Origin of the sequence: Frondihabitans australicus (assembly GCF_003634555.1) — a bacterium.
GTDB lineage: Bacteria > Actinomycetota > Actinomycetes > Actinomycetales > Microbacteriaceae > Frondihabitans > Frondihabitans australicus.
This window is the reverse complement of record NZ_RBKS01000001.1, coordinates 2,731,733-2,753,250: the sequence shown is the minus strand read 5'-3', so window position 1 is coordinate 2,753,250 and position 21,518 is coordinate 2,731,733. Positions and strand designations below refer to the sequence as shown.

Below are 21,518 nucleotides of genomic sequence, written 5' to 3'. Positions count from 1 at the left end.
CATCGTCGGTATCGGCGTCGACGTCGTCGACGTGCAGCGATTCGGTCGCTCCCTGGCCCGCACTCCGGCCCTGCGCCAACGCCTCTTCACCGAGGCCGAGCTGCAGCGCGACGGCGAACCCCGCCGCATCGAGTCCCTCGCGGCCCGTTTCGCCGCGAAGGAGGCGCTGATCAAGGCGCTCGGCGGCTCCACCGGGGTCTTCTGGCACGACATGGTCGTCGGGGCCGACGATCAGCGGGCGCCGTCGCTGACGATGACCGGCGGTGCGCGGGCACTCGCCGACTCGCGGGGGGTCACCGCGGTGCACCTCTCGCTGAGCCACGACGCGGGGGTGGCCACGGCGTTCGTGGTGGCCGAGAGGGTGTCGGCGGGCGGGGTCTCGGATCCTGCGCCCTCGACCGGAGGTCACGAAGGCCGGGTCGCAGGATGACGGCCGAAGCCCTCCTCACGATCGACACCGCGGCCCTGCGACACAACATCGGGGTGCTGCGGAAGGCCGTCGAGCCCGCGGGCGTCCTGGCCGTCGTGAAGGCGAACGGCTACGGCCACGGCGCCGCCGGCGGCGCGCGGGCGTTCGAGGACGCCGGGGTCGACTGGCTGGGGGTCGTCGACCTCGGCGAGGCCGCGGCGCTCCGCGAGAGCGGGATCAGCGTGCCGATCCTCGCGTGGCTGCACGCGCCGGGGGAGACCTTCGAGCTGGCGGTGCGGCACGACATCACGCCGGCGATCTCGGACCTCGCGCAGCTCGAGGCCTGCGCTGCGGCGGGGGTCCCGGTCGTGCACCTCTGCGTCGACACCGGCCTCAGCCGCAATGGCGCGGTCGAGTCGGAGTGGGAGGCGCTCTTCGACCGGGCGGCCGCGCTCGCCGACCGGGTGCGCGTCGAGGGGATCATGAGCCACCTGTCGAACACGTCGCCGCACGAGGACGGCCTCCAGATGGCCGCGTTCGTGCGCGCCGTCGGCATGCTGATCGAGCGAGGCATCACGCCGCCGCTGCAGCATCTCGCGGCCTCCGCGGCGGCGCTGACCTACGGAGCCTCGCGGATCACGATGGTGCGCTTCGGCCTCGCCGGCTACGGGCTCAGCCCCTTCGACGACCGTTCGTCGGCCGACCTCGGCCTGCGGCCGGCGCTGACCCTCACGGTGCCGGTGGTCGGGGTCAAGAGCGTGAAGGCGGGCGAGGGCACCTCGTACGGCTACACCTGGCGGGCCCCGCACGACACCACGCTCGCGCTGCTTCCGATCGGGTACGCCGACGGCGTCGAGCGCTTCGCCAGCAACCGGGCCTCGGTGCTGGTGGGCGGGCGCCTTCGACCGGTGGTCGGCCGCATCGCGATGAACGCTCTGACCGTCGACCTCGGTGCCGACGCCGACGGTGTCGCGATCGGCGACGAGGCCGTGCTCTTCGGAGACCCGGCCGCCGGGCACCCGTCGGTGGACGACTGGGCGCGGGCGACGGGCACCATCAACTACGAGGTCGTGGCGCGGCTCTCACCGCGTCTGCCGAGGAGGTACGTGTGAACGCGTCCGCGGAGACGCCGGCCGCCGCGGCGGCCGCGGCGGCCTCGACGACGGAGACGGCCTGGCTGCGTCGGGCCACGATCGACCTGGGCGCCTACCGGGCGAACCTTGCGCACCTGCAGGAGGTCGTGGCTCCTGCCGCCCTCATGGCCGTCGTCAAGGCGAACGCGTACGGTCACGGCGCCGTGCCGATGGCACGTGCCGCGGTGACGGCCGGCGTCCGGTGGCTGGGCGTGCTGGAGCTGGCGAACGCCCACGAGCTCCGCGCCGCCGGCCTCTCGCCCGACCGCGAGCCCGGCGACGACGGCGTGGCCCTGTTCGCCTGGCAGTTCGCCCCGACCGAGACGTTCGAGCGCGCGATCTCGGAGCGCGTCGATCTCGGCATCTCGACCCTCGGGCAGCTGGAGGCGGTGGCCGCGGCGGTGGAGTCGTCGACGCGCGCCGCAGCCCCCGACGCGGGGCCCGACGCCCAGGTGCCGGTCGAGCTGCAGGCGCTCGTGCATCTCAACGTCGACACCGGCCTCCACCGGGACGGCGCGGCTCCCGAGGACTGGGACGCTCTCGTCGAGCGCGCCGTCGCGCTGGCCGCTGCCGGCGTCGTCCGGCTGCGCGGCGTCTACTCGCACCTGGCCGAGGCCTCCGACGACGAAGACACAGACTCGGCCGTCGCGCTCACCGAGGCGGTCGAGCGCGCCGCCGCCCTCGGCGCCGTCTTCGAGCGTCGCCACCTCACCGCGTCGAGCGCGGGCCTCGAGCGGCCCGAGCTGCGGCTCGACATGGTGCGGATGGGCGCGAACACGTACGGCATCCCCGTGACCGACGGCCTCACGGCCGCCGATCGCGGGCTGGTGCCGGTGATGACGCTGAGCGCCCGCGTCGCGCGGGTCAAGCGGATCGCCGCGGGCACGGGCGTCTCGTACGACTACACCTGGCGGGCGCCCCGCGACACGACGGTCGCGCTCGTGCCGATCGGGTACGCCGACGGCATCTCGCGGCGCTCTCAGCTCGGCGTCGGCCCGGACGGCACGCCCGGCGAAGGTGCCGGCGGGGCGTCGGTCGCGCTCGGCGGCAAGCGCTACCCGATCGTCGGGCGGGTCGCCATGGACCAGTTCCTCGTCGACGTCGGCGACGACGAGGTCGCGGTCGGCGACGAGGTGACCCTCTTCGGCACCGGCGACCACGGCGAGCTGACCGTCGGCGAGTGGGCCGACCTGATCGGCACGATCGGCGAGGAGATCACCTGCTCGATGGGGCCGCGCGTCGAGCGCGTGTACGTGTCGTGACGACGCTCTTCGACGGCGACATCGCCGACTCCGACGCCATGGACGCGTTCGGCGAGCACCTCGCCGCCTCGCTCCGCGCGGGCGACCTCGTGATCCTGACCGGCCCGCTCGGCGCGGGCAAGACGACGCTCACGCGGGGCATCGGCCGCGGCCTCGGCGTCCGCGGCCAGGTGGCGTCGCCGACCTTCGTCCTCGCGCGTACCCACCCGTCGCTGACGGCCGGCGGAGCACCGCTCGTCCACGTCGACGCCTACCGGCTCGGCTCGGCTGCCGAGCTCGACGACCTCGACCTCGACTACGCGTCGTCGGTCGTGGTGGTCGAGTGGGGTTCCGGCCTCCTCGACGGCGTCGCCGAGTCGTGGCTCGAGGTCACCATCGCGCGGCCCACCGGCGACACCGACGACGACGCGGGGGCGCAGGAGCCGCGCGACACCCTCGACGAGCCGCGTCACGTGCGCATCGACGGCTTCGGCCCCCGGTGGGAAGGCGTCTCGCTGCAGCCGGCGCCGCCTACGATATAGGGATGCTTCTCGCGATCGACACCTCGTCGGGCACGTCCGTCGCCGTCGTGGACCGTGACGGGGGAGTGCTCGCCGAGGTCACGGAGACCGACACCCGCCGCCACGCCGAGGTCATCGGCGAGTCCATCGCCTCCTGCCTCGACACCGCGGGCGTCGCGCCGCGCGACCTCAGTGCCGTGATCGCCGGCATGGGCCCAGGGCCGTTCACCGGTCTGCGGGTGGGGATCGCCGCCGCCCGCGCGTTCGCCTTCGGGGCCGGGAAGCCCTGCCTGCCGCTCGTCAGCCACGACGCGGTCGCCTTCGAGCGGCTCGGCGGGCTCGCTCGTGCCACGGGGGCCGCCGCCGAGGGATCCGTGCCCGGGCCCCTGCTCGTCGTCACCGACGCACGCCGTCGCGAGGTGTACTGGAGTGCGTACACGGGGCTGGATGCCGAAGGTCTGCCCGTGCGTCTCGGCGAGCCGGGTCTCGTGCGGCCGGGGGATCTCGACGAGGCCCTTCGCGGCTCCTGCGGCCCTGAGTTCGTCGCGAGCGCGACCCGCACCGACCCGGCCGAGACCGTCGTCTCGGCGGCCGCTCTCGGCATGCTGGGCGAGACGCTGTACGCGCATGCTCGCCCGTTCGCCGCCGACGTGCCGCTGTACCTCCGCTCGCCCGACGTGACGGTGCCCGGGGCGCCGAAGCGGGTTTCGTGAGTGCCGACACCGGCACGGCCGGTTACTCGGTGAGGCGGGCGCATCCGCAGGACCTCGACGCGATCATGGCGCTCGAGACGAGCGTGTTCGTGAGCGACGCCTGGAGTCCGGAGACCATGGCGGGCGAGCTCGCCAACTCGACCGCGTACTACCTCGTCGCCGTCGACGACGCCGGGCTCGTGATCGCCTACGCCGGCATGCTCGCGCCCGTCGGCTCGCCCGACTCGGACATCCAGACCATTGCGGTCGCGCCCGCCGCGCGCCGCCGAGGCATAGCCCGCGACCTGATGGTGCGCCTGCTCGCCGAGGCCGTCGACCGCGGGGCGCGCGAGACGTTCCTCGAGGTGCGCGTCGACAACCCCGGCGCGCAGACGCTCTACGAGCAGCTCGGCTTCGAGGGCATCGCCACGAGGCCCCGCTACTACATGCCCGAGGGGGTCGACGCGCTCGTCATGCGGCTGCGCCACCCCGCCCCGGATCGACCCGAAGGAGGCGCGGCATGAGCGGCGAACCCGTGGTGCTCGGCATCGAGACGAGCTGCGACGAGACCGGGGTCGGCATCGTCCGCGGCCGCACCCTGCTGGCCAACGTCATCGCGTCGTCGATGGACGAGCACGCCCGCTACGGCGGCGTCGTGCCCGAGATCGCCGCGCGCGCCCACCTCGAAGCGCTGCAGCCGACGCTCGACGCGGCGCTCGCCGAGGCCGGGCTCGCGCTCGACGACGTCGACGCGATCGCCGTCACCTCGGGGCCGGGCCTCGCCGGCGCGCTCATGGTCGGCGTGGGTGCCGCCAAGGCGCTCGCCCTCGGTGCGGGCAAGCCGCTCTACGCCGTGAATCACCTCGTCGGGCACGTCGGCGCCGACGTGCTGCGAGACGACGGGTCGGCCATCGAGCTGCCGACCATCGCCCTGCTCGTCAGCGGCGGGCACACCTCGCTGCTGCACGTGCGCGACCTCCTCGACGACGTCGAGCTGCTCGGCGAGACCATCGACGACGCCGCCGGCGAGGCCTTCGACAAGGTCGCGCGGCTGCTGGGGCTGCCGTACCCGGGCGGCCCCCAGATCGATCGCGTCGCGGCGTCGGGCGATCCTGCGGCCATCAGGTTCGCCCGGGGCCTCACGCTGCCGAAAGACCTCGAGAGGCACCGCTACGACTTCTCGTTCTCGGGCCTCAAGACGGCCGTCGCACGCCATGTCGAGAAGCTCGAGGCGGCAGGAGCAGAGGTGCCCACCGCCGACGTCGCCGCCAGCTTCCGCGAGGCGGTCGTCGACGTGCTGCTGACGAAGGCCGTGGCGGCGTGCCGCGACCTCGGGGTGCCGCGACTGCTGCTCGGCGGCGGCGTGGTCGCGAACGCCCGCGTGCGCGAGGTCGCGGCGTCGCGCTGCGCCGAGGCGGGCATCGCGCTGCGGATCCCGCCGCTGTCGCTCTGCACCGACAACGGCGCCATGATCGCCGCGCTGGGGGCGGAGCTCGTCGCGCGTGGCCGACCGGCGTCGCCGCTGTCGTTCGGCGCGGACTCGACCCTCCCGGTCACGAGCGCGCAAGCTGTCTGAGAGTAGGCTGTGGCCATGTCGGACGAGAAGACCCCCGAAGACCAGAACCCGTCGAGCGACGCCGCTTCCGGTACGCCCGAGTCGTCGCCCCAGTTCGGGCAGTCGTGGTCGAGTTCGACCCCGCAGCCTGACTCGACACCTGCGCCCGGTGCGCCTGCGGCTCCCTCCGCGCCGACCGGCCCCGAGGTGCCCTCCGCGCCCGGCGAGCCCTCGGCTCCCGAGGCTCCGTCGTACGGTCAGCCGAGCTACCCGGCGACGCCCGACTACTCGCAGCCGTCGTCGGCGCAGCAGCCTCCGTCGTACGGCCAGCAGACGCCGTCGTACGGCGAGCAGGCGCCATCGTACGGGCAGCAGACGCCGTCGTACGGGCAGGGGCAGTCGGGCTACGGGCAGCAGCCGCCCGCCTACGGTCAGCAGCCCGGCGGCCAGCAGCCCGCCTACGGTCAGCAGCCCGCCTACGGCCAGCCGAACCCCTACGGCGCGCAGGGCTACAACTACGGCCCGCAGCCCGGCTCGACCTCGGGCCTCGCCATCGCAGCCCTGATCTGCGGCATCGCAGGATTCTTCACCGGCGGCCTGGCCGGTATCGCCGCGATCATCACCGGCGTGATGGCGCGCAACCGGATCAAGACGAGCGGTCAGTCGGGCAAGGGCATGGCGCTCGCCGGCATCATCCTCGGCATCGTGTCGATCGTGTTCATCATCATCTACATCATCTTCATCGCCGTGCTGGTGACGCACTCGCAGAGCTTCCAGAACAGCACCTACGGCAACTGACCCCGGCCGCCCCGGCGCGCACGCGAAGCACGCGGCCGCCGGGGCCTCGGGTCAGACCCGCTCGCAGAGCAGCGCCGTGTGCCGCCCGGCGACCCGGGTGAGCACCAGCGTCGCCTCGTTGCTGCCGGCGAGTTGCAGTCTCTTCCGGAAGACGGCGGGATCGATGTCGACGCCGCGCTTCTTGATCTCGACCCGCCCGATGCCGCGAGCCCGCAGCTCCTGCCGCAGTCGCTTCTCGTCGAGGGGGAACGTCTCGACGACTCGGAAGCACTGCGCGAACGGCGTCTGCTCGGCCGTCGGCGCCGTCAGATAGGCGATGTCGCGACTGATCGTGGTCGCCTCGAGCTGCCGGGCCAGGTCGCCGATCAGCCTGGCGCGGATCACGGAGCCGTCGGGCTCGTAGAGGTACTCGTCGAGGTCGCCGACCTCGACGTCCTCGGTGTCTCCGGCCGCGCTCATCTCCGCCGGGCCCGACGGCCCGAACACGAGCGCCGAGCGCCGCACGCCCGGCCTGGCGAGGTCGCCGAACCACACGCCGACCTCGACCACCGAGCGGTCGACCGAGATCCACTGGCACTCCGCGTCGTCGGGCAGCAGGTCGCGGTCGACTCCGGGGCCGAGCTTCACGCCGGTCGGCATCCGCTCGGCGAACCCGAACGCCACGTCGAGGGAGGGCGACCACTGCGCAGGATCCTGCAGCCTGCTCGTGGCCTGATGCCCGGCCGTGCGACGCGCCGGGTCGAGGAACACCGCGTCCACGCCGTCGAGCGGCACCTCGCTCGCGTCGCCGAGCTCGACCGAGGCGGCCGGCCAGGGTGCGAGGTTGTACGTCGCGATGGCGGCGGTGACCTCGTCGCGATCGACCGCGAGCACGCCGAGCTCGAGGGCTGCGAAGGCCATCGCGTCGCCGCCGATGCCGCAGCCGAGGTCGGCCACGCGGGAGACGCCGGCGCGGCGGTAGCGGCCGGCGTGCGACGAGGCGACCGGCAGACGCGTCGCCTGCTCCAGCCCGGCCTCGGTGAAGAGCATGCGCGACGCGAACTCGCCGAACTTCGCGACGCCGCGGGCCCTCAGCCTGGCCTGCGTGAGGACGGCCGCGACGAGCTCCGGCGCGTGGCCCTGCTTGCGCAGCCTCGACACCTCGGCGACGACGTCGGCCCGTTCGTCGAAGGGCGGCAGGGAGTCGAGCAGCCGGAGGCCGTCGGGCGTGAGGAGCTCGCGGAGCTCTGCGGTGTCCATGCCTCCATGGTGACACCCGTGACGGTCCTGGCACTCGGATTGACCGAGTGCCAACGGGGCCCTACAGTTGACCTGGCACTCGCACACGTGCAGTGCCAACCACAGACATACTGTCGCCGCTTTGTGAGAAAGAAGAGGTCAACCGTGTCGGTCAACATCAAGCCGCTCGAAGATCGCATCGTCATCCGTCAGGTCGAGGCCGAGCAGACCACTGCGTCGGGCCTCGTGATCCCCGACACCGCCAAGGAGAAGCCCCAGGAGGGCGAGGTCGTGGCGGTGGGCCCCGGCCGCGTCGACGACAACGGCAACCGCATCCCGCTCGACGTCGCCGTCGGCGACAAGGTGATCTACTCGAAGTACGGCGGCACCGAGGTCAAGTACGCCGGTGAAGACCTGCTCGTGCTCTCGGCCCGCGACGTCCTCGCGGTCGTCGTCAAGTAGCCACAGGCTCTCCGGCGCCGGTCTCGACCGGCACCTCGAAGGCCCCGTCTCCTCGTGAGACGGGGCCTTTCGGCGTCTCACGGGGCCCGTCGCGGCATGTCCCCCGTTTTGCGGACAATCAATGCTGTGCGGCAGGTGTCGTCTCTGCCACGATGGTCACGATGTCAACGCCTCCCGAAGCGCGGCCGACGCCCCCGGCACGTCGACGCCTGACCGCCGCTCTCCTGACGCTCGGTCGACCCCTGCTGCTCATCTCGTTCGCCCTCTACCAGCTCGAGGTGCGCCGCAATCTCTACCCGCGAGACGCCCTGGTCTCGCACATCGACGGCGTCGACCCCCTGCGCATGCTCTTCGTCGGCGACGTCGCCGCGTCGGGCCACGGGGTCCTGAGCCACGGCCTCACCGTCGTCACGCGGGCCGCCGAGCACATCGCCGTCGACTCCGGCCGCGGCGCGGAGTGGTCGATCGTGGCCGAGCCCGACCTCACCATGAAGAAGCTGGCGCACCGCACCTCGTACGGCGCCCAGGGCGCCGAGGTCGCCTTCCTCCTGCTGGGCATCCCCGACGTGCTGCTGTCGACGAGCCCCGAGCGCTGGGCGGCCCAGCTCGAGACGGTGGTGCGCAGGATTCAGGCCGAGTCCGGTCTCCGCGCCCCGCGCGTCGTGGTCTCGGGCATCCCGCCGCTCTCCGACTTCCGCCCGATCAACCCCACGGCCCGCCGCATCATCAACCAGCGCGTCGACAGGCTCAACGCCGCCAGCGCCGACGTCGCCGACCACCTGCCGGGCCTCAGCTACGTGCCCTTCCCCACCTGGCGCATCGGCGACATGTTCATCAAGGAGATGTTCTCGTGGAAGACGATGCACGACGCGTGGGGGGAGACCCTCGCCGCCTCGCTGCGACCAGGCACGTGACCTGCGGCGTTGTCGTCGCCGGTCATGGCTCCGCCATTGACCGGCTCCTCCGCCTTGCATCTCACGCGCCTGGCCGCAGCGATTAGGGTCGCTCCGTGAGCACCTTCGACCTGCCCCGCGGGGTGACCCTCCGCCCTCTCGACCTCGACGACGCTGGCCCGCTCGCCGACGCGTACACGCGCAACCGCGAGCGCCTGGCGCCGTGGGAGCCGGCCCGGCCGATCGAGTTCTTCACCGAGGCCCAGCAGGGCGTCGAGATCGAACGCGCGCTGTTCGATCGTGACGCAGGATCGTCTCTGCCGCTCGTCCTCGAGCAGCACGAACGAATCGTCGGCCGCGTGAACCTCACGGGGATCGCCCGCGGCGTCTCGCAGAGCGCCACCCTGGGGTACTGGATCGACGGCGAGCTCGCCGGGTCGGGCGTGATGTCGGCGGCGGTCGGGGCCGCGCTCGTCGTCGCCCGCGATGAACTGGGCCTCCATCGCGTCCAGGCCGCGACGCTGCTGCACAACGCCGCGTCGCAGGGCGTCCTGCGTCGCAACGGCTTCACGCCGATCGGCGTAGCTCAGGCCTACGTGAAGATCGCCGGGCGGTGGCAGGACCACGTGCTGTTCCAGCGGATTCTGGAGCCCGACGAGGGGGAATAGTTTCCACGCGTCTGAGTTAATATGGACCACCGGTTCTCGACGGCGACTCCGGTTCCCCCTCCAACCTCTCGCGCACAAGGTGGCACATGGATCAGCCGGACCCCTTCGGTTTCATCGGACTCACGTACGACGACGTCATGCTGCTTCCGGCGGCGACCGACGTCATCCCCTCCGAGGCCGACACCTCGTCGCGCCTCACGAAGCGGATCCGCGTGGCGGTGCCGCTGCTGTCGGCGGCGATGGACACCGTGACCGAGTCGCGCATGGCGATCGCCATGGCGCGCCAGGGCGGCATAGGCATCATCCACCGCAACCTCTCCATCGAAGACCAGGCCGCGCACGTCGACAAGGTGAAGCGCTCCGAGTCCGGCATGATCACGAACCCGGTCACCACGTCGCCCGACTCCACGGTCGCCGACGTCGACGCCCTCTGCGGCCAGTTCCGCGTCTCGGGCCTCCCCGTGGTCGAGCGCGACGGCACCCTCGTCGGCATCATCACCAACCGCGACATGCGCTTCGTCTCGAAGTTCGAGATGGCCACCACCCTCGTGCGCGACGTCATGACGAGCGAGAACCTCATCACGGCGCCCGAGGGCATCGACCCCGACTCCGCGGTGGCGATCTTCGCCCAGCACAAGATCGAGAAGCTCCCGCTCGTCGACGCCGACGGCAAGCTCCGCGGTCTCATCACGGTCAAGGACTTCGACAAGACCGAGAAGTACCCCGACGCCACGAAGGACGACCAGGGTCGCCTCCGCGTCGGCGCGGCGATCGGCTTCTTCGGCGACGCCTGGCAGCGCGCGCAGGCGCTCCGCGACGCGGGCGTCGACGTGCTCGTGGTCGACACCGCGAACGGCGAGAGCCAGGGCGAGATCGACATGATCAAGCGCATCAAGTCCGACCCGACGTTCGCGCACATCGACGTCATCGGCGGCAACGTCGCGACCCGCTCGGGCGCGCAGGCCCTCATCGACGCCGGCGCCGACGCCATCAAGGTCGGCGTGGGCCCGGGCTCGATCTGCACCACCCGCGTCGTCTCCGGCGTCGGCGTGCCGCAGGTCACCGCCGTCTACGAGGCGTCGCTCGCGGCGCGCGAGGCCGGCGTGCCGGTCATCGCCGACGGCGGCCTCCAGTACTCCGGCGACATCGCGAAGGCCCTCGTCGCGGGCGCCGACAGCGTCATGCTCGGCTCGCTCCTCGCGGGTTGCGACGAGAGCCCCGGCGACCTCGTCTTCGTGAACGGCAAGCAATTCAAGAACTACCGCGGCATGGGCTCGCTGGGTGCCATGCAGACCCGCGGCAAGAACACGTCGTACTCGAAAGACCGCTACTTCCAGGCCGACGTGCCCTCCGACGACAAGCTGATCGCCGAGGGCGTCGAGGGTCAGGTGCCCTACCGCGGCGCGCTCGCCAACGTCGTCTACCAGCTCGCCGGCGGTCTGCGTCAGTCGATGTTCTACGTCGGCGGCCGCACGATCCCCGAGCTGAAGATGCGCGGCAAGTTCGTGCGCATCACCGCGGCCGGCCTGAAGGAGAGCCACCCGCACGATCTGCAGATGGTCGTGGAGGCGCCCAACTACCGCGGCTGAGTCCGCCTCCGGCCGAGCCGGTAGGGTTGGTGCGTGACTGAGGTAGAGATCGGCGTCGGCAAGCGCGCCCGCAGAGCGTACGCATTCGACGACATCGCGATCGTCCCGTCGCGCCGCACTCGCGATCCCCACGACGTCCACGTCGGGTGGTCGATCGACGCGTTCCAGTTCGAGACGCCGATCATCGCAGCTCCCATGGACTCCGTGATGAGCCCGGCCACGGCCATCCGCTTCGGTCAGCTCGGCGGCCTCGGCGTGCTCGACCTCGAGGGCGTCTGGACTCGCTACGAAGACGCCGAGTCGGTCCTCGCCGAGATCCGCGGCCTGCCCGACGACGTCGCCACGACCCGCATGCAGGAGATCTACAAGGCGCCGATCCGCCCCGACCTCGTGACCGCCCGCCTGGCCGAGATCCGCGCCGCCGGCGTGGTCGTGGCCGGCGCGCTCAGCCCGCAGCGCACGCAAGACCTCTACCAGACGGTCGTCGACGCCGGCGTCGACGTCTTCGTCATCCGCGGCACCACGGTGTCGGCCGAGCACGTCTCCAAGAACACCGAGCCGCTCAACCTCAAGAAGTTCATCTACGAGCTCGACGTGCCGGTCATCGTCGGCGGCGCCTCGACCTACACCGCGGCCCTCCACCTCATGCGCACCGGCGCGGCCGGCGTGCTCGTCGGCTTCGGCGGCGGCGCGGCGTCAACCACGCGGGCGTCGCTCGGCATCCACGCGCCGATGGCCACGGCGGTCGCCGATGTCGCAGGAGCCCGGCGCGACTACCTCGACGAGTCGGGCGGGCGCTACGTGCACGTCATCGCCGACGGCGGCCTCGGCACCTCCGGCGACATGGTCAAGGCCATCGCGACGGGCGCCGACGCGGTCATGCTCGGCGCGGCCCTGGCGCGAGCGACCGACGTGCCCGGCGGCGGCTTCCACTGGGGCGCCGAGGCGCACCACCCCGAGCTTCCCCGCGGTCGTCGGGTGCACGTCGGCTCGACGGGCACCCTCGAGAACATCCTCTACGGCCCCGCTCCGACGACGAACGGCACCGCAAACCTCATGGGCGCGCTCCGCCGCTCGATGGCGACCACCGGTTACAGCGACCTCAAGGAGTTCCAGAAGGTCGAGGTCGTCGTCGCCCCGTACCACCCGCACTAGGCGCACCGCGCGAACCAGGCGTTGAATGGGGCGCGACGGCACAGGAGCCGTCGACCCGCCTTCGTCCAGGGAGCGCGCCATGGCATCATCGTCCATCTCGACCAAGATCGGCCCGGCGGAACGCGAGGCCGCCCTCGAGGCCCTGAAGTCAAAAGAACTCGACGTGCTCGTGATCGGCGGGGGCATCGTCGGCACGGGCTGCGCCCTCGACGCGGTGACGCGCGGTCTGAGCGTCGGCATCGTCGAGGCACGCGACTGGGGGTCGGGCACGTCGAGCCGCTCGTCGAAGCTGGTGCACGGCGGCATTCGGTACCTCGAGCAGCTGAACTTCGCGCTCGTGCGGGAGGCGCTGATCGAGCGCGGGCTCCTGCTGCAGCGCATCGCCCCGCACCTGGTGAAGCCGGTGCGGTTCCTCTACCCGCTCAACAAGCGCGTGATCGAGCGCCTCTACATCGGCGCCGGCATGCTGCTGTACGACCTCTTCAGCTGGTCGGGCGGCCGCCCGCCCGGTGTGCCGCACCACCGTCACCTCACCAAGGGGCAGGTGCTGCGGTCGATCCCGAGCCTGTCGAAGGACGCCCTCGTCGGCGGCATGACCTACTACGACGCGCAGGTCGACGACGCCCGCTATGTCGCGTCGCTCGCCCGCACCGCGTCGAGCTACGGCGCCCACGCGATGAGCCGCGTGCGCGTCGAGGGGTTCCTCAAGGAGGGGGAGCGGGTCGTCGGCGTGCACGCGCATGACATCCAGACCGGCGAGCGGTTCGACATCCGGGCCAAGCAGGTCGTCAACGCCACCGGCGTCTGGACCGACGACACGCAGGCAATGGTCGGCTCGCGCGGGCAGTTCAAGGTGCGGGCGTCGAAGGGCGTCCACCTCGTGATCCCGCGCGATCGGTTCCAGTCGAAGATGGGCATGATCCTGCGCACCGAGAAGAGCGTGCTCTTCGTGATCCCGTGGGGTCGCCACTGGCTCGTCGGCACCACCGACACCGACTGGAACCTCGACACGGGGCACCCGGCCGCGACCGCCGCCGACATCGACTATCTGCTCGAGCACGTGAACCGGGTGCTCGCCGTGCCGCTCACGCGCGACGACGTCGAGGGCGTCTACGCGGGCCTGCGGCCGCTGCTCGCGGGCGAGTCCGACCAGACCTCCAAGCTGTCGCGCGAGCACGTCGTCGCGCACACCGTGCCGGGCCTCGTGGTCGTCGCCGGCGGCAAGTGGACCACGTACCGCGTCATGGCCAAGGACGCGATCGACGAGGCCGTGGCCGCGATGGACGGCAGGATCGCGGAGAGCATCACCCACGAGATCCCCCTGCTCGGCGCCGAGGGCTACTGGGCCGCGATGAACAAGGCCGCCAAGATCGGTCGCGCCTTCGGCCTCCACGAGGTCAGGATCCAGCACCTCCTCAACCGCTACGGCACCCTCACCGACGAGCTCCTCGACCTGATCCGCGACGACCCCTCGCTCGCCGAGCCGCTGCCCGGCGCCGACGACTATCTCGGTGCCGAGGTCGTCTATGCCGCCTCGCACGAGGGCGCCCTGCACCTCGAGGACGTCCTCGCCCGGCGCACCCGCATCTCGATCGAGGCCTGGGACCGAGGCGACTCGGCGGCCCCCGTGGCGGCCAGGCTCATGGCCGGCGTCCTCGGCTGGAGCGAGGCCGAGACCGAGCGCGAGGTGAGCAACTACCTGACCCGTGTGGCCGCCGAGCGAGCGAGCCAGCTGGAGCCGGACGACGCGTCGGCCGACCGGGTGCGGCTCGAGGCGCCGGACATCGCGTTCGGGTTCGACGAGGACGACGTGAAGGCGTCCGCTGCTCCTGCGACCGGAGCGCCTTCAGCGGCACCGGTGAAGGCCGCGCCCCGCGCGCCGAGGGCCAAGCGGACGCCGCGCACGCCCGAGTGAACCGGCGGGAATTGCAGGAGCCCGGCGAACGTTATCCACAGCAGGGTTCCAGCCCGGCTTCGTCGCGCCCGTGCGACGGTAAACTGAGACGACTGCCCGTGATCCTCTTGGAGAACACACCATGGTTGACGTTCGTCGCGTGAAGCTTCCCGGCGTCGGGGTGCTGCACACCTTCCACACCGACGACGGTGGCAAGTGCGGTGTCATCACGCACCGCTCCGGCCACAGCGACCTCATCACGTTCAGCGACGACACCGAGGGCAAGGACGCCACGAAGGTCTCGCTGCGCCTCAGCGAGGACGAGGCGCACACCCTCGCCGAGCTCCTGGGCGGCACGCGCATCACCGAGTCGCTCTCGGCCCTCGAGACCCTTCCTGGCCTCAGCATCGACTGGTTCACCGTCGACTACGACGACCACATCGCCGGCCAGCCCCTCGGCAACCTCGCGGCGAAGGGCGTCGTCGGCGTGACCGTCGTCGCGGTCGTCCGCGGCGAGGTCGCGAACCCCGCGCCGTCACCCGACTTCCGCGTGTTCCCCGGCGACACCCTGGTCGTCGCGGGCTCGCCCGAGAAGGTGGCCAAGGTGTTCGGGTGGTACCGCAACGGCAAGGTCCACGCTCCTGCCGGCGCGTCCTCGACGCTCGAGTCGGCAGGCGTCGACTCCCCGCCGGGGGCCTAGCGGATGCACCTGGGCGAAGAGCTCCTCGTCCTCGGCGTCCTGTTCCTGATCGCCTATGTGCTCGGCCGGCTCGCCAAGCTCATCGGCCTGCCCACGATCCCCGTCTACATGGTGGTCGGGCTCATCGCGAGCCCGCACGTGGGGTTCTTCCCCCTGAGCTTCGGTCAGTCGAAGATCGAGCTCATCGCGATCTTCGGTCTGATCCTGCTGCTGTTCAATCTCGGCCTCGAGTTCGACCAAGACGAGTTCTTCGGCAACATCGGCAAGCTCGTGCTGTCCGGCGGCAGCTACATCTTCTTCAACATGGCGCTCGGCCTGGCCTTCGGCTTCTGGCTCGGCTGGGGCACCCGCGAAGCGCTCATCATCGCCGGCATCACGGCGACGTCGTCGAGCGCCATCGTCACGAAGCTCCTCATCGAACTCGGGCGGCTCGCGAACTCCGAGACGCCGATGATCCTCGGCGTCACCGTGGTCGAAGACATCTTCATCGCGATCTACCTCGCGATCGTGTCGGTCGTGTTGAGCGGCGAGACCGACCCGATCCCCGTGATCGGCAAGCTGCTCGTCGCCTTCCTGTTCCTCATCGTCATGTTCACCATCGCGCGCTGGGGCGGCCGCGTGGTGTCGCGGCTCATGCGCACGCGCGACGACGAGCTGTTCACGGTGCTCTTCTTCGGTCTCGCCGTCATGTTCGCCGGCATCGGCGAGATCCTGGGCGTGACCGATGCGATCGGCGCATTCCTCATCGGCCTCGTCTGCGGGGCGACGAGATTCCGGTCCAGGATCGAGGGGTTCGCCCTGCCGATGCGCGACGTCTTCGCCGCGTTCTTCTTCCTCAACTTCGGGCTCGGGCTCAACCCGTCGCTCTTCCCCGAGGTGCTCTGGCCGGCGCTCGGGGCGGTGCTGATGACCATGCTCATCAACCTCGGCGCCGGGCAGTTTGTCGCGTGGCTCAACCGGCTGGGGCCCCGTGCCGGGCTCAACACCTCGTTCATCCTGCACAACCGCGGCGAGTTCGCGCTCATCCTCGCGACGCTGTCAGCCAGCGCGGGCCTCGACGACAGGATCACGCCGTTCGCCGGGCTCTACGTGCTCGTCATGGCGATCGTCGGTCCGCTCCTTGCCAGCAATTCCGAAAGAATCGGTGGCGTACTCTTTTCGCGGAAGAAGGTCGTCGAACAGGGCGACCGACCTCCGGGCACGCCCTCCCGCGGCAGCGAGGAGATCGCGCTCATGGAGGCGGCCCTCGCCGGTGAGGGCTCGCCGGGTCGGGCCGACGAGCCGGACGACGACCTGTCGTTCGACTTCGAGACCGACGACGACGCTCCCGCCGTGGTGGCTGTCGGCGACAGGCCCGACGACGACGCACCCGAGTCGTTCGACCTCGACGACGACCCGTTCGTCTACGACCCGGCGGCCGAGCAGGCCGGGCTGCAGTCGGACCAGCGGGCCACACGCACCACCGAGGCACCACCTGAGACACGTCAGAGAGACCCTGAGTACTAGCCGATGACCGAGACGCGCCCGAGCGACCTGCTTCCCGAGACCATGTGGGAGGTCGCTCGGCGACCGAAGTGGATCGCGATGCTCGTCTTCGCCCTCCTCGTCGCCGCGCTCTTCGCCTACCTCGGGCACTGGCAGCTCGACCGCTCCGTCGAGAGCCTCAAGCCCGCGCACACCGCCACCGAGACGCGCGTGCCGCTCGCCGACGTGCAGAAGCCGCAGACCGAGTTCCTCGACAAGTTCACGGGGCAGAAGGTCAGCCTGTCGGGCAGCTTCTCAGCGTCGGACTTCACGATCCTGAGCGATCGTCTCCAGCACAGCGAGTCGGGCTACTGGCTGGTCGACCGATTCCAGTACGACCGGACGAACGCCTCCGTCGTCGTCGCGCTCGGCTGGTCGAAGACGCGGGCCGAGGCGAAGGCCGCGATCTCGTCCGTTCCGACCTCGCCCACCACGATCAGCATCGGCGGCCGCTACCTCCCGACCGAGGCGGCTGACGACGGCAAGTTCCAGCAGGGGCTCCTGACCGTGATCTCCGTGCCGCAGCTCATCAACCGGTGGTCCGACGTGTCGGGCGACGTCTACAACGGCTACGTCGTCGCCGACCGCACCTGGGGCGGGATGACCGCGATCTACTCGCCGAAGCCGATCGACAAGGCCACGCTGAACTGGCTCAACATCTTCTACGCCGTCGAGTGGGTCGTCTTCGCGGGCTTCGCGATCTTCCTCTGGTACCGGCTCGTGAAGGACGACTTCGAGCGCATCCACGAGGAGGCCGACGAGGCCGCTCTCGCCGCGGCCTCGGCCACCCCGTAGCGGCGATCGGCTCGCCGCGCGCTCCCATTTCCGCCATTTAGACTGGACGCCATGCCCCTCAAGCCCCGGCCGCGCAACATCCCCAAGATCCCGGGGGCCGTGCGCCTGTACAAGATCTCCGCCTACGTGACGGGCGTGATGCTGCTCCTGCTGTGCATGGAGATGGTGCTCAAGTACACGCCGCTGCACACGGAGCTCGCGATCGGCGATCCCCGGGGCTTCTTCGTCCCGGCCGGCACGATCCGCCACCCCGCGCTCGATCTGTCGCTCGGCATCCTCATCGTGCACGGCTGGCTCTACGTGGTCTACCTGTTCATGGACTTCCGGCTGTGGAGCATCATGCGCTGGAACTTCACCCGCTTCGTCCTGATCGCCCTCGGCGGTGTCATCCCGCTCATGTCGTTCTTCGTCGAGCACCGGATGGCCCGCACTGCCATGGCCGAGTACGAGACCCTGACCATCGAGCGCGAACGCGCGCTCGCCGCCCAGTCGCAGGAGGCCGCCGCGTGAGCGACGAGACCAGCCAGAAGCCCGTCCTCGTCGTCGATTTCGGCGCCCAGTACGCCCAGCTCATCGCCCGGCGCGTGCGCGAGGCGAACGTCTACAGCGAGATCGTCCCGCACACGATCACGGCCGACGAGGTGGCCGCGAAGGAGCCCGTGGGCATCGTCCTGTCGGGCGGCCCGTCGAGCGTCTACGAGGAGGGGGCTCCGCGGCTCGACCCGGCGATCCTCGACCTCGGGATCCCCGTCCTCGGCATCTGCTACGGCTTCCAGTCGATGGCCGTCGCGCTCGGCGGCGAGGTCGCCCAGACCGGCCTGCGCGAGTACGGCGCGACCGACGTCACTCTCGCCGAGGTCGAGTCGACGCTCCTCGCCGGTCAGCCAGGATCGCAGACGACCTGGATGAGCCACGGCGATTCCGTCTCGAAGGCGCCCGCGGGCTTCGACGTGCTCGCCTCGAGCGCCTCCACGCCGGTGGCGGCCTTCGCCTCCGACGAGCGTCGTCTCTACGGTGTGCAGTGGCACCCCGAGGTCAAGCACTCCGACTTCGGCCAGGCCGTGCTCGAGAACTTCCTCCACCGCGCCGCGGGCATCCCCGCCGACTGGAACTCGGGCAGCGTCATCGCCGAGCAGGTCGCCAGGATCCAGGCGCAGGTCGGCTCCGGCCGCGTCATCTGCGGTCTCTCCGGCGGCGTCGACTCGGCGGTCGCCGCGGCCATCGTCCACCGCGCCGTCGGCGACCAGCTCACCTGCATCTTCGTCGACCACGGCCTCCTCCGCGCCGACGAGCGCGCTCAGGTCGAGAAGGACTACGTGGCGGCCACCGGCATCCGCCTCGTCACCGTCGACGCAGAGAAGCAGTTCCTCGACGCTCTCGCCGGCGTCACCGACCCCGAGCAGAAGCGCAAGATCATCGGGCGCGAGTTCATCCGCTCCTTCGAGGAAGCAGCGGCCGCCCTCGTCCTCGAGGCCTCAGGCTCCGACGACTCCGAGCCCGTGAAGTTCCTGGTGCAGGGCACGCTCTACCCCGACGTCGTCGAGTCGGGCGGCGGCACCGGCACCGCCAACATCAAGAGCCACCACAACGTCGGCGGCCTGCCCGAAGACCTGCAGTTCGAGCTCGTCGAGCCGCTCCGCACCCTCTTCAAAGACGAGGTGCGGGCCATCGGCCGCGAGCTCGGCCTGCCCGAGGTCATCGTGGGCCGCCAGCCGTTCCCGGGGCCCGGCCTCGGCATCCGCATCGTCGGCGAGGTCACGCACGAGCGACTCGAGCTGCTGCGCGCCGCCGACAAGATCGCCCGCACCGAGCTGACCGCAGCCGGGCTCGACGGTGAGATCTGGCAGTGCCCGGTCGTGCTGCTGGCCGACGTGCGTTCGGTCGGCGTCCAGGGCGACGGCCGCACCTACGGCCACCCCATCGTCCTGCGCCCCGTCTCGTCGGAAGACGCGATGACCGCCGACTGGACCCGCCTGCCCTACGACGTGCTCGCGCGCATCTCGAACCGGATCACGAACGAGGTCGCCGGCGTCAACCGCGTCGTCCTCGACGTCACGTCGAAGCCACCGGGAACGATCGAGTGGGAGTAGGGGCGTAGCCCCGCTCCCGTGAGACAAAGAAGCGGGCCGCCCCGGTGGGGCGGCCCGCTTTCGTGTGTCGTGCGTCAGTTGTTGCCGCGGAGCAGCGCGAGCATGCGCAGGATCTCGGTGTACAGCCACACGATGGTGACGACCAGACCGAACGCCGCCTGCCACCCGAAGACTCGCGGAGCGCCGCGCTCGACGCCGACCTTGATCTGCGTGAAGTCGAGCACGAGCGAGTACGCGGCCATGATGACGACGAAGATGCCGAGCAGGAAGCCGATCGGGATGCCGTAGATCTCGGCGCTGCGAAGCCCGAACGGGCTGTTGGTGACACCGGTCAGCATGAGGATGAAGTTCACCAGCGAGAACGCGGCGTAGCCGACCATCGCCACGAGGAAGATCTGGGTCGCGCGACGCGACGCCCTCACCTTGCCGCTCGCGAACAGCGCCAGCGTGATCGCGAAGACGCCCAGCGTGCCGAACACGGCCTGAGGCACGATGCCGGGCCAGATGCCGTCGAAGACGCGCGAGAGGCCACCGACGAAGAGGCCCTCGGCCGCGCCGTACAGCAGCACCAGGGCAGCCGAGGGGCGCTTCTTGAAGATGTTCACCATCGCGAGGACGAAGCCCGCGATGCCGCCCACGATCCAGATGCCGGGCACCACCCAGCCGACGACGGCGCCCGCGAGGAGGACGGCGAAGACGCCGAACGTCTTCGCGATCGTGTCTTCGTAGGTCATGCGGTCGGTGTCGCGCGGGGTCGCGCTCGGCTGGTTGTAGAGCTCCTGCAGCTCGACGGCGCTCATCGTCGCGGTCGTGCCGCCGGCCTGCGACGCGCGCCAGCGGTCGAGGTCGCGGGGGTCGTTCGAGAATGCCGGCGACTGACCGAAGCCGGGGTTTGATCGTCGTGCCATGGAGCCCTCCGTGGATTTCCTGGAGGCTTCAGCGTACCGGCGCGTCATCGGGGTGGCGCTGGGAATTCACCTGGTGAGACCCCGTTTCGCTCACGGCGTGGTTGCGGGGCGCGCACGTTTGCAGGGGATGCACACCGTTTGTTCACCTGGATCGCCGCCTCCGCGAGGGTCGATGCCGCTACCGTGTGCGGGTGAATCCGCGACCCCTCGTCATCGCCCACCGCGGCGCCTGCGGCCACCGGCCCGAACACGGCGCCGACGCCTACCGCCTCGCGCTCGAGCTGGGGGCGGACGCCATCGAGCCCGACATCGTCGCCACGCGCGACGGGGTGCTGATCCTGCGCCATGAGAACGAGATCGGCGGCACCACCGACGTGGCCGACCACGTCTCGTTCGCCGACCGTCGCACCACCAAGACGATCGACGGCGTCGAGGTCACCGGCTGGTTCACCGAGGACTTCACCTGGGCCGAGCTGTCGACCCTGCGGATCCGCGAGCGCCTGCCCAAGCTGCGCCCGCTGAGTGCCGCGCACGACGGCGAGGGCAGGATCCAGAGGCTCGCCGACCTGCTGTCACTCCTCGACACCGACGCCGCCCGGGGCCGGCTCGCCGCCGACGGGAGCCCCGCGCCGGTCGGTCTCGTCGCCGAGATCAAGCACGCCACCTACTTCAAGTCGATCGGTCTGCCCCTCGACCAGCTCTTCGCGCAGGAGCTGAGCGAGGCCGGCTGGACGAACGACTCCCGCCTCACGATCGAGAGCTTCGAGCAGACAGTGCTCGGTCGACTCCGGGGGCTCGGTGTCGGCGGGCGGCTCGTCTATCTGATCGAAGCGGAGGGCGCCGCCGCCGACCTGGTGGCCCGCGACGGCAGCGCCGCACTCCTCTACGGCGAGCAGGTGTCGCCGGAGGGCCTCGCCGCGCTCGCCGGCGCCGTCGACGGGATCAGCGTCGCGAAGAAGATGCTCGTGACGTCGAAGGGCGTCGCGCAGCCGGGCCTCGTCGAGGACGCCCATGCCGTCGGGCTCGACGTGTTCACCTGGACGCTCCGGCCCGAGAACAGGTTCCTCTCGAAGGCGCTTCGGAGCGGCGGTGGCAAGGCCGAGTTCGGTCGCTGGCGGACCGAGTTCGCGCGCATCATCGGCACCGGGGTCGACGGCGTGTTCGCCGACTTCCCCGACCTCGTGCGCGAGCTGGTCGACCGGGCGCCCGCCGTCGTCTGACGCTGGGTCTCGCTTCGACCGCGAACCACCTCGGAGGTCGGTCGGAGGTCCCC

Annotated in this window: 22 protein-coding genes; 20 read left to right on the top strand and 2 right to left on the bottom strand. The window is 71.0% G+C overall.

The window, feature by feature from the left end:
* The first annotated feature begins 1 nt into the window (after nucleotide 1).
* Genes C8E83_RS12910 through C8E83_RS12875 form a run of 8 tightly spaced genes read left to right on the top strand, consistent with a single transcriptional unit; the run spans nucleotide 2 to nucleotide 6,349 of the window.
* Entirely contained in the window at nucleotides 2-430 is a 429-nt protein-coding gene (locus C8E83_RS12910; RefSeq protein WP_121371901.1) for a holo-ACP synthase, read from the top strand.
* The gene (gene alr, locus C8E83_RS12905) at nucleotides 427-1,521 is read left to right on the top strand and encodes an alanine racemase (RefSeq protein WP_121370270.1); all 1,095 of its coding nucleotides are present in this window, start codon (nucleotides 427-429) and stop codon (nucleotides 1,519-1,521) included. The genes C8E83_RS12910 and alr (C8E83_RS12905) overlap by 4 nt, the downstream gene beginning before the upstream one ends.
* Nucleotides 1,518-2,804 carry an alanine racemase gene (gene alr, locus C8E83_RS12900; RefSeq protein WP_121370269.1) on the top strand — a complete coding sequence of 429 codons (1,287 nt, stop codon included), beginning with the start codon at nucleotides 1,518-1,520 and terminating at the stop codon, nucleotides 2,802-2,804. The genes alr (C8E83_RS12905) and alr (C8E83_RS12900) overlap by 4 nt, the downstream gene beginning before the upstream one ends.
* Nucleotides 2,801-3,325 carry a tRNA (adenosine(37)-N6)-threonylcarbamoyltransferase complex ATPase subunit type 1 TsaE gene (tsaE, locus tag C8E83_RS12895; protein WP_425454766.1) on the top strand — a complete coding sequence of 175 codons (525 nt, stop codon included), beginning with the start codon at nucleotides 2,801-2,803 and terminating at the stop codon, nucleotides 3,323-3,325. The genes alr (C8E83_RS12900) and tsaE overlap by 4 nt, the downstream gene beginning before the upstream one ends.
* A gap of 2 nt (nucleotides 3,326-3,327) precedes the next feature.
* Nucleotides 3,328-4,017, top strand: coding sequence for a tRNA (adenosine(37)-N6)-threonylcarbamoyltransferase complex dimerization subunit type 1 TsaB (tsaB, locus tag C8E83_RS12890; protein ID WP_121370268.1), 690 nt, complete (start codon nucleotides 3,328-3,330; stop codon nucleotides 4,015-4,017).
* Nucleotides 4,014-4,520: a ribosomal protein S18-alanine N-acetyltransferase gene (gene rimI / locus C8E83_RS12885; protein WP_342768925.1), complete on the top strand. Its 507-nt coding sequence runs from the start codon at nucleotides 4,014-4,016 to the stop codon at nucleotides 4,518-4,520. Before tsaB ends, rimI begins: the two co-directional genes overlap by 4 nt.
* Complete coding sequence (tsaD, locus tag C8E83_RS12880) at nucleotides 4,517-5,572, top strand: tRNA (adenosine(37)-N6)-threonylcarbamoyltransferase complex transferase subunit TsaD (protein ID WP_121370267.1); 1,056 nt, start codon at nucleotides 4,517-4,519, stop codon at nucleotides 5,570-5,572. The genes rimI and tsaD overlap by 4 nt, the downstream gene beginning before the upstream one ends.
* Before the next feature lie 15 nt (nucleotides 5,573-5,587).
* Nucleotides 5,588-6,349, top strand: a complete 762-nt coding sequence (locus C8E83_RS12875) for a DUF4190 domain-containing protein (RefSeq protein WP_121370266.1) — start codon at nucleotides 5,588-5,590, stop codon at nucleotides 6,347-6,349.
* Between the two features lie 51 nt (nucleotides 6,350-6,400).
* Here the strand turns inward: C8E83_RS12875 and C8E83_RS12870 are convergent, their stop codons facing one another.
* Nucleotides 6,401-7,588 carry a class I SAM-dependent methyltransferase gene (locus tag C8E83_RS12870; protein ID WP_121370265.1) on the bottom strand — a complete coding sequence of 396 codons (1,188 nt, stop codon included), beginning with the start codon at nucleotides 7,586-7,588 and terminating at the stop codon, nucleotides 6,401-6,403.
* A 144-nt stretch (nucleotides 7,589-7,732) separates the two neighbouring features.
* Here C8E83_RS12870 and groES point away from each other — a divergent pair, with 144 nt between their 5' ends.
* From groES to guaA, 11 genes are all read left to right on the top strand, one after another.
* The gene (gene groES, locus C8E83_RS12865) at nucleotides 7,733-8,029 is read left to right on the top strand and encodes a co-chaperone GroES (RefSeq protein WP_121370264.1); all 297 of its coding nucleotides are present in this window, start codon (nucleotides 7,733-7,735) and stop codon (nucleotides 8,027-8,029) included.
* Nucleotides 8,030-8,190: 161 nt separating this feature from the next.
* On the top strand, nucleotides 8,191-8,943 hold the full coding sequence (locus C8E83_RS12860; RefSeq protein ID WP_121370263.1) for a GDSL-type esterase/lipase family protein: 753 nt from the start codon (nucleotides 8,191-8,193) through the stop codon (nucleotides 8,941-8,943).
* A 95-nt stretch (nucleotides 8,944-9,038) separates the two neighbouring features.
* Nucleotides 9,039-9,590, top strand: coding sequence for a GNAT family N-acetyltransferase (locus C8E83_RS12855; protein WP_121370262.1), 552 nt, complete (start codon nucleotides 9,039-9,041; stop codon nucleotides 9,588-9,590).
* A gap of 86 nt (nucleotides 9,591-9,676) precedes the next feature.
* Nucleotides 9,677-11,179 carry an IMP dehydrogenase gene (gene guaB / locus C8E83_RS12850; protein ID WP_121370261.1) on the top strand — a complete coding sequence of 501 codons (1,503 nt, stop codon included), beginning with the start codon at nucleotides 9,677-9,679 and terminating at the stop codon, nucleotides 11,177-11,179.
* 33 nt (nucleotides 11,180-11,212) lie between these two features.
* Nucleotides 11,213-12,334: a GuaB3 family IMP dehydrogenase-related protein gene (locus C8E83_RS12845; protein ID WP_121370260.1), complete on the top strand. Its 1,122-nt coding sequence runs from the start codon at nucleotides 11,213-11,215 to the stop codon at nucleotides 12,332-12,334.
* Between the two features lie 79 nt (nucleotides 12,335-12,413).
* Nucleotides 12,414-14,249 (top strand): glycerol-3-phosphate dehydrogenase/oxidase, encoded by a 1,836-nt coding sequence (locus C8E83_RS12840; protein WP_121370259.1) that lies wholly within the window; start codon nucleotides 12,414-12,416, stop codon nucleotides 14,247-14,249.
* Nucleotides 14,250-14,370: 121 nt separating this feature from the next.
* Nucleotides 14,371-14,928: a cation:proton antiporter regulatory subunit gene (locus tag C8E83_RS12835; protein WP_121370258.1), complete on the top strand. Its 558-nt coding sequence runs from the start codon at nucleotides 14,371-14,373 to the stop codon at nucleotides 14,926-14,928.
* A gap of 3 nt (nucleotides 14,929-14,931) precedes the next feature.
* Complete coding sequence (locus tag C8E83_RS12830) at nucleotides 14,932-16,434, top strand: cation:proton antiporter domain-containing protein (protein ID WP_121370257.1); 1,503 nt, start codon at nucleotides 14,932-14,934, stop codon at nucleotides 16,432-16,434.
* Nucleotides 16,435-16,437: 3 nt separating this feature from the next.
* Complete coding sequence (locus C8E83_RS12825) at nucleotides 16,438-17,247, top strand: SURF1 family protein (RefSeq protein ID WP_121370256.1); 810 nt, start codon at nucleotides 16,438-16,440, stop codon at nucleotides 17,245-17,247.
* A gap of 51 nt (nucleotides 17,248-17,298) precedes the next feature.
* Nucleotides 17,299-17,757, top strand: a complete 459-nt coding sequence (locus C8E83_RS12820; protein WP_121370255.1) for a DUF3817 domain-containing protein — start codon at nucleotides 17,299-17,301, stop codon at nucleotides 17,755-17,757.
* Nucleotides 17,754-19,337: a glutamine-hydrolyzing GMP synthase gene (gene guaA / locus C8E83_RS12815; protein ID WP_121370254.1), complete on the top strand. Its 1,584-nt coding sequence runs from the start codon at nucleotides 17,754-17,756 to the stop codon at nucleotides 19,335-19,337. The genes C8E83_RS12820 and guaA overlap by 4 nt, the downstream gene beginning before the upstream one ends.
* Before the next feature lie 74 nt (nucleotides 19,338-19,411).
* On the opposite strand, the gene C8E83_RS12810 is transcribed toward guaA, so the two are convergent.
* Nucleotides 19,412-20,245: a Bax inhibitor-1/YccA family protein gene (locus C8E83_RS12810; protein WP_121370253.1), complete on the bottom strand. Its 834-nt coding sequence runs from the start codon at nucleotides 20,243-20,245 to the stop codon at nucleotides 19,412-19,414.
* Between the two features lie 185 nt (nucleotides 20,246-20,430).
* Here C8E83_RS12810 and C8E83_RS12805 point away from each other — a divergent pair, with 185 nt between their 5' ends.
* Nucleotides 20,431-21,465, top strand: coding sequence for a glycerophosphodiester phosphodiesterase family protein (locus C8E83_RS12805; RefSeq protein ID WP_425454765.1), 1,035 nt, complete (start codon nucleotides 20,431-20,433; stop codon nucleotides 21,463-21,465).
* Nucleotides 21,466-21,518: the final 53 nt, after the last annotated feature.

Bases quoted from the DNA above. Each gene is read 5' to 3' on its own strand.
- alr (WP_121370270.1), top strand. From the start codon at position 427: ATGACGGCCGAAGCCCTCCTCACGATCGACACCGCGGCCCTGCGACAC.
- tsaB (WP_121370268.1), top strand. From the start codon at position 3,328: ATGCTTCTCGCGATCGACACCTCGTCGGGCACGTCCGTCGCCGTCGTG.
- tsaD (WP_121370267.1), top strand. From the start codon at position 4,517: ATGAGCGGCGAACCCGTGGTGCTCGGCATCGAGACGAGCTGCGACGAG.
- C8E83_RS12875 (WP_121370266.1), top strand. From the start codon at position 5,588: ATGTCGGACGAGAAGACCCCCGAAGACCAGAACCCGTCGAGCGACGCC.
- C8E83_RS12870 (WP_121370265.1), bottom strand. From the start codon at position 7,588: ATGGACACCGCAGAGCTCCGCGAGCTCCTCACGCCCGACGGCCTCCGG.
- C8E83_RS12860 (WP_121370263.1), top strand. From the start codon at position 8,191: ATGTCAACGCCTCCCGAAGCGCGGCCGACGCCCCCGGCACGTCGACGC.
- guaB (WP_121370261.1), top strand. From the start codon at position 9,677: ATGGATCAGCCGGACCCCTTCGGTTTCATCGGACTCACGTACGACGAC.
- C8E83_RS12840 (WP_121370259.1), top strand. From the start codon at position 12,414: ATGGCATCATCGTCCATCTCGACCAAGATCGGCCCGGCGGAACGCGAG.
- C8E83_RS12835 (WP_121370258.1), top strand. From the start codon at position 14,371: ATGGTTGACGTTCGTCGCGTGAAGCTTCCCGGCGTCGGGGTGCTGCAC.
- C8E83_RS12830 (WP_121370257.1), top strand. From the start codon at position 14,932: ATGCACCTGGGCGAAGAGCTCCTCGTCCTCGGCGTCCTGTTCCTGATC.
- C8E83_RS12825 (WP_121370256.1), top strand. From the start codon at position 16,438: ATGACCGAGACGCGCCCGAGCGACCTGCTTCCCGAGACCATGTGGGAG.
- C8E83_RS12820 (WP_121370255.1), top strand. From the start codon at position 17,299: ATGCCCCTCAAGCCCCGGCCGCGCAACATCCCCAAGATCCCGGGGGCC.
- C8E83_RS12810 (WP_121370253.1), bottom strand. From the start codon at position 20,245: ATGGCACGACGATCAAACCCCGGCTTCGGTCAGTCGCCGGCATTCTCG.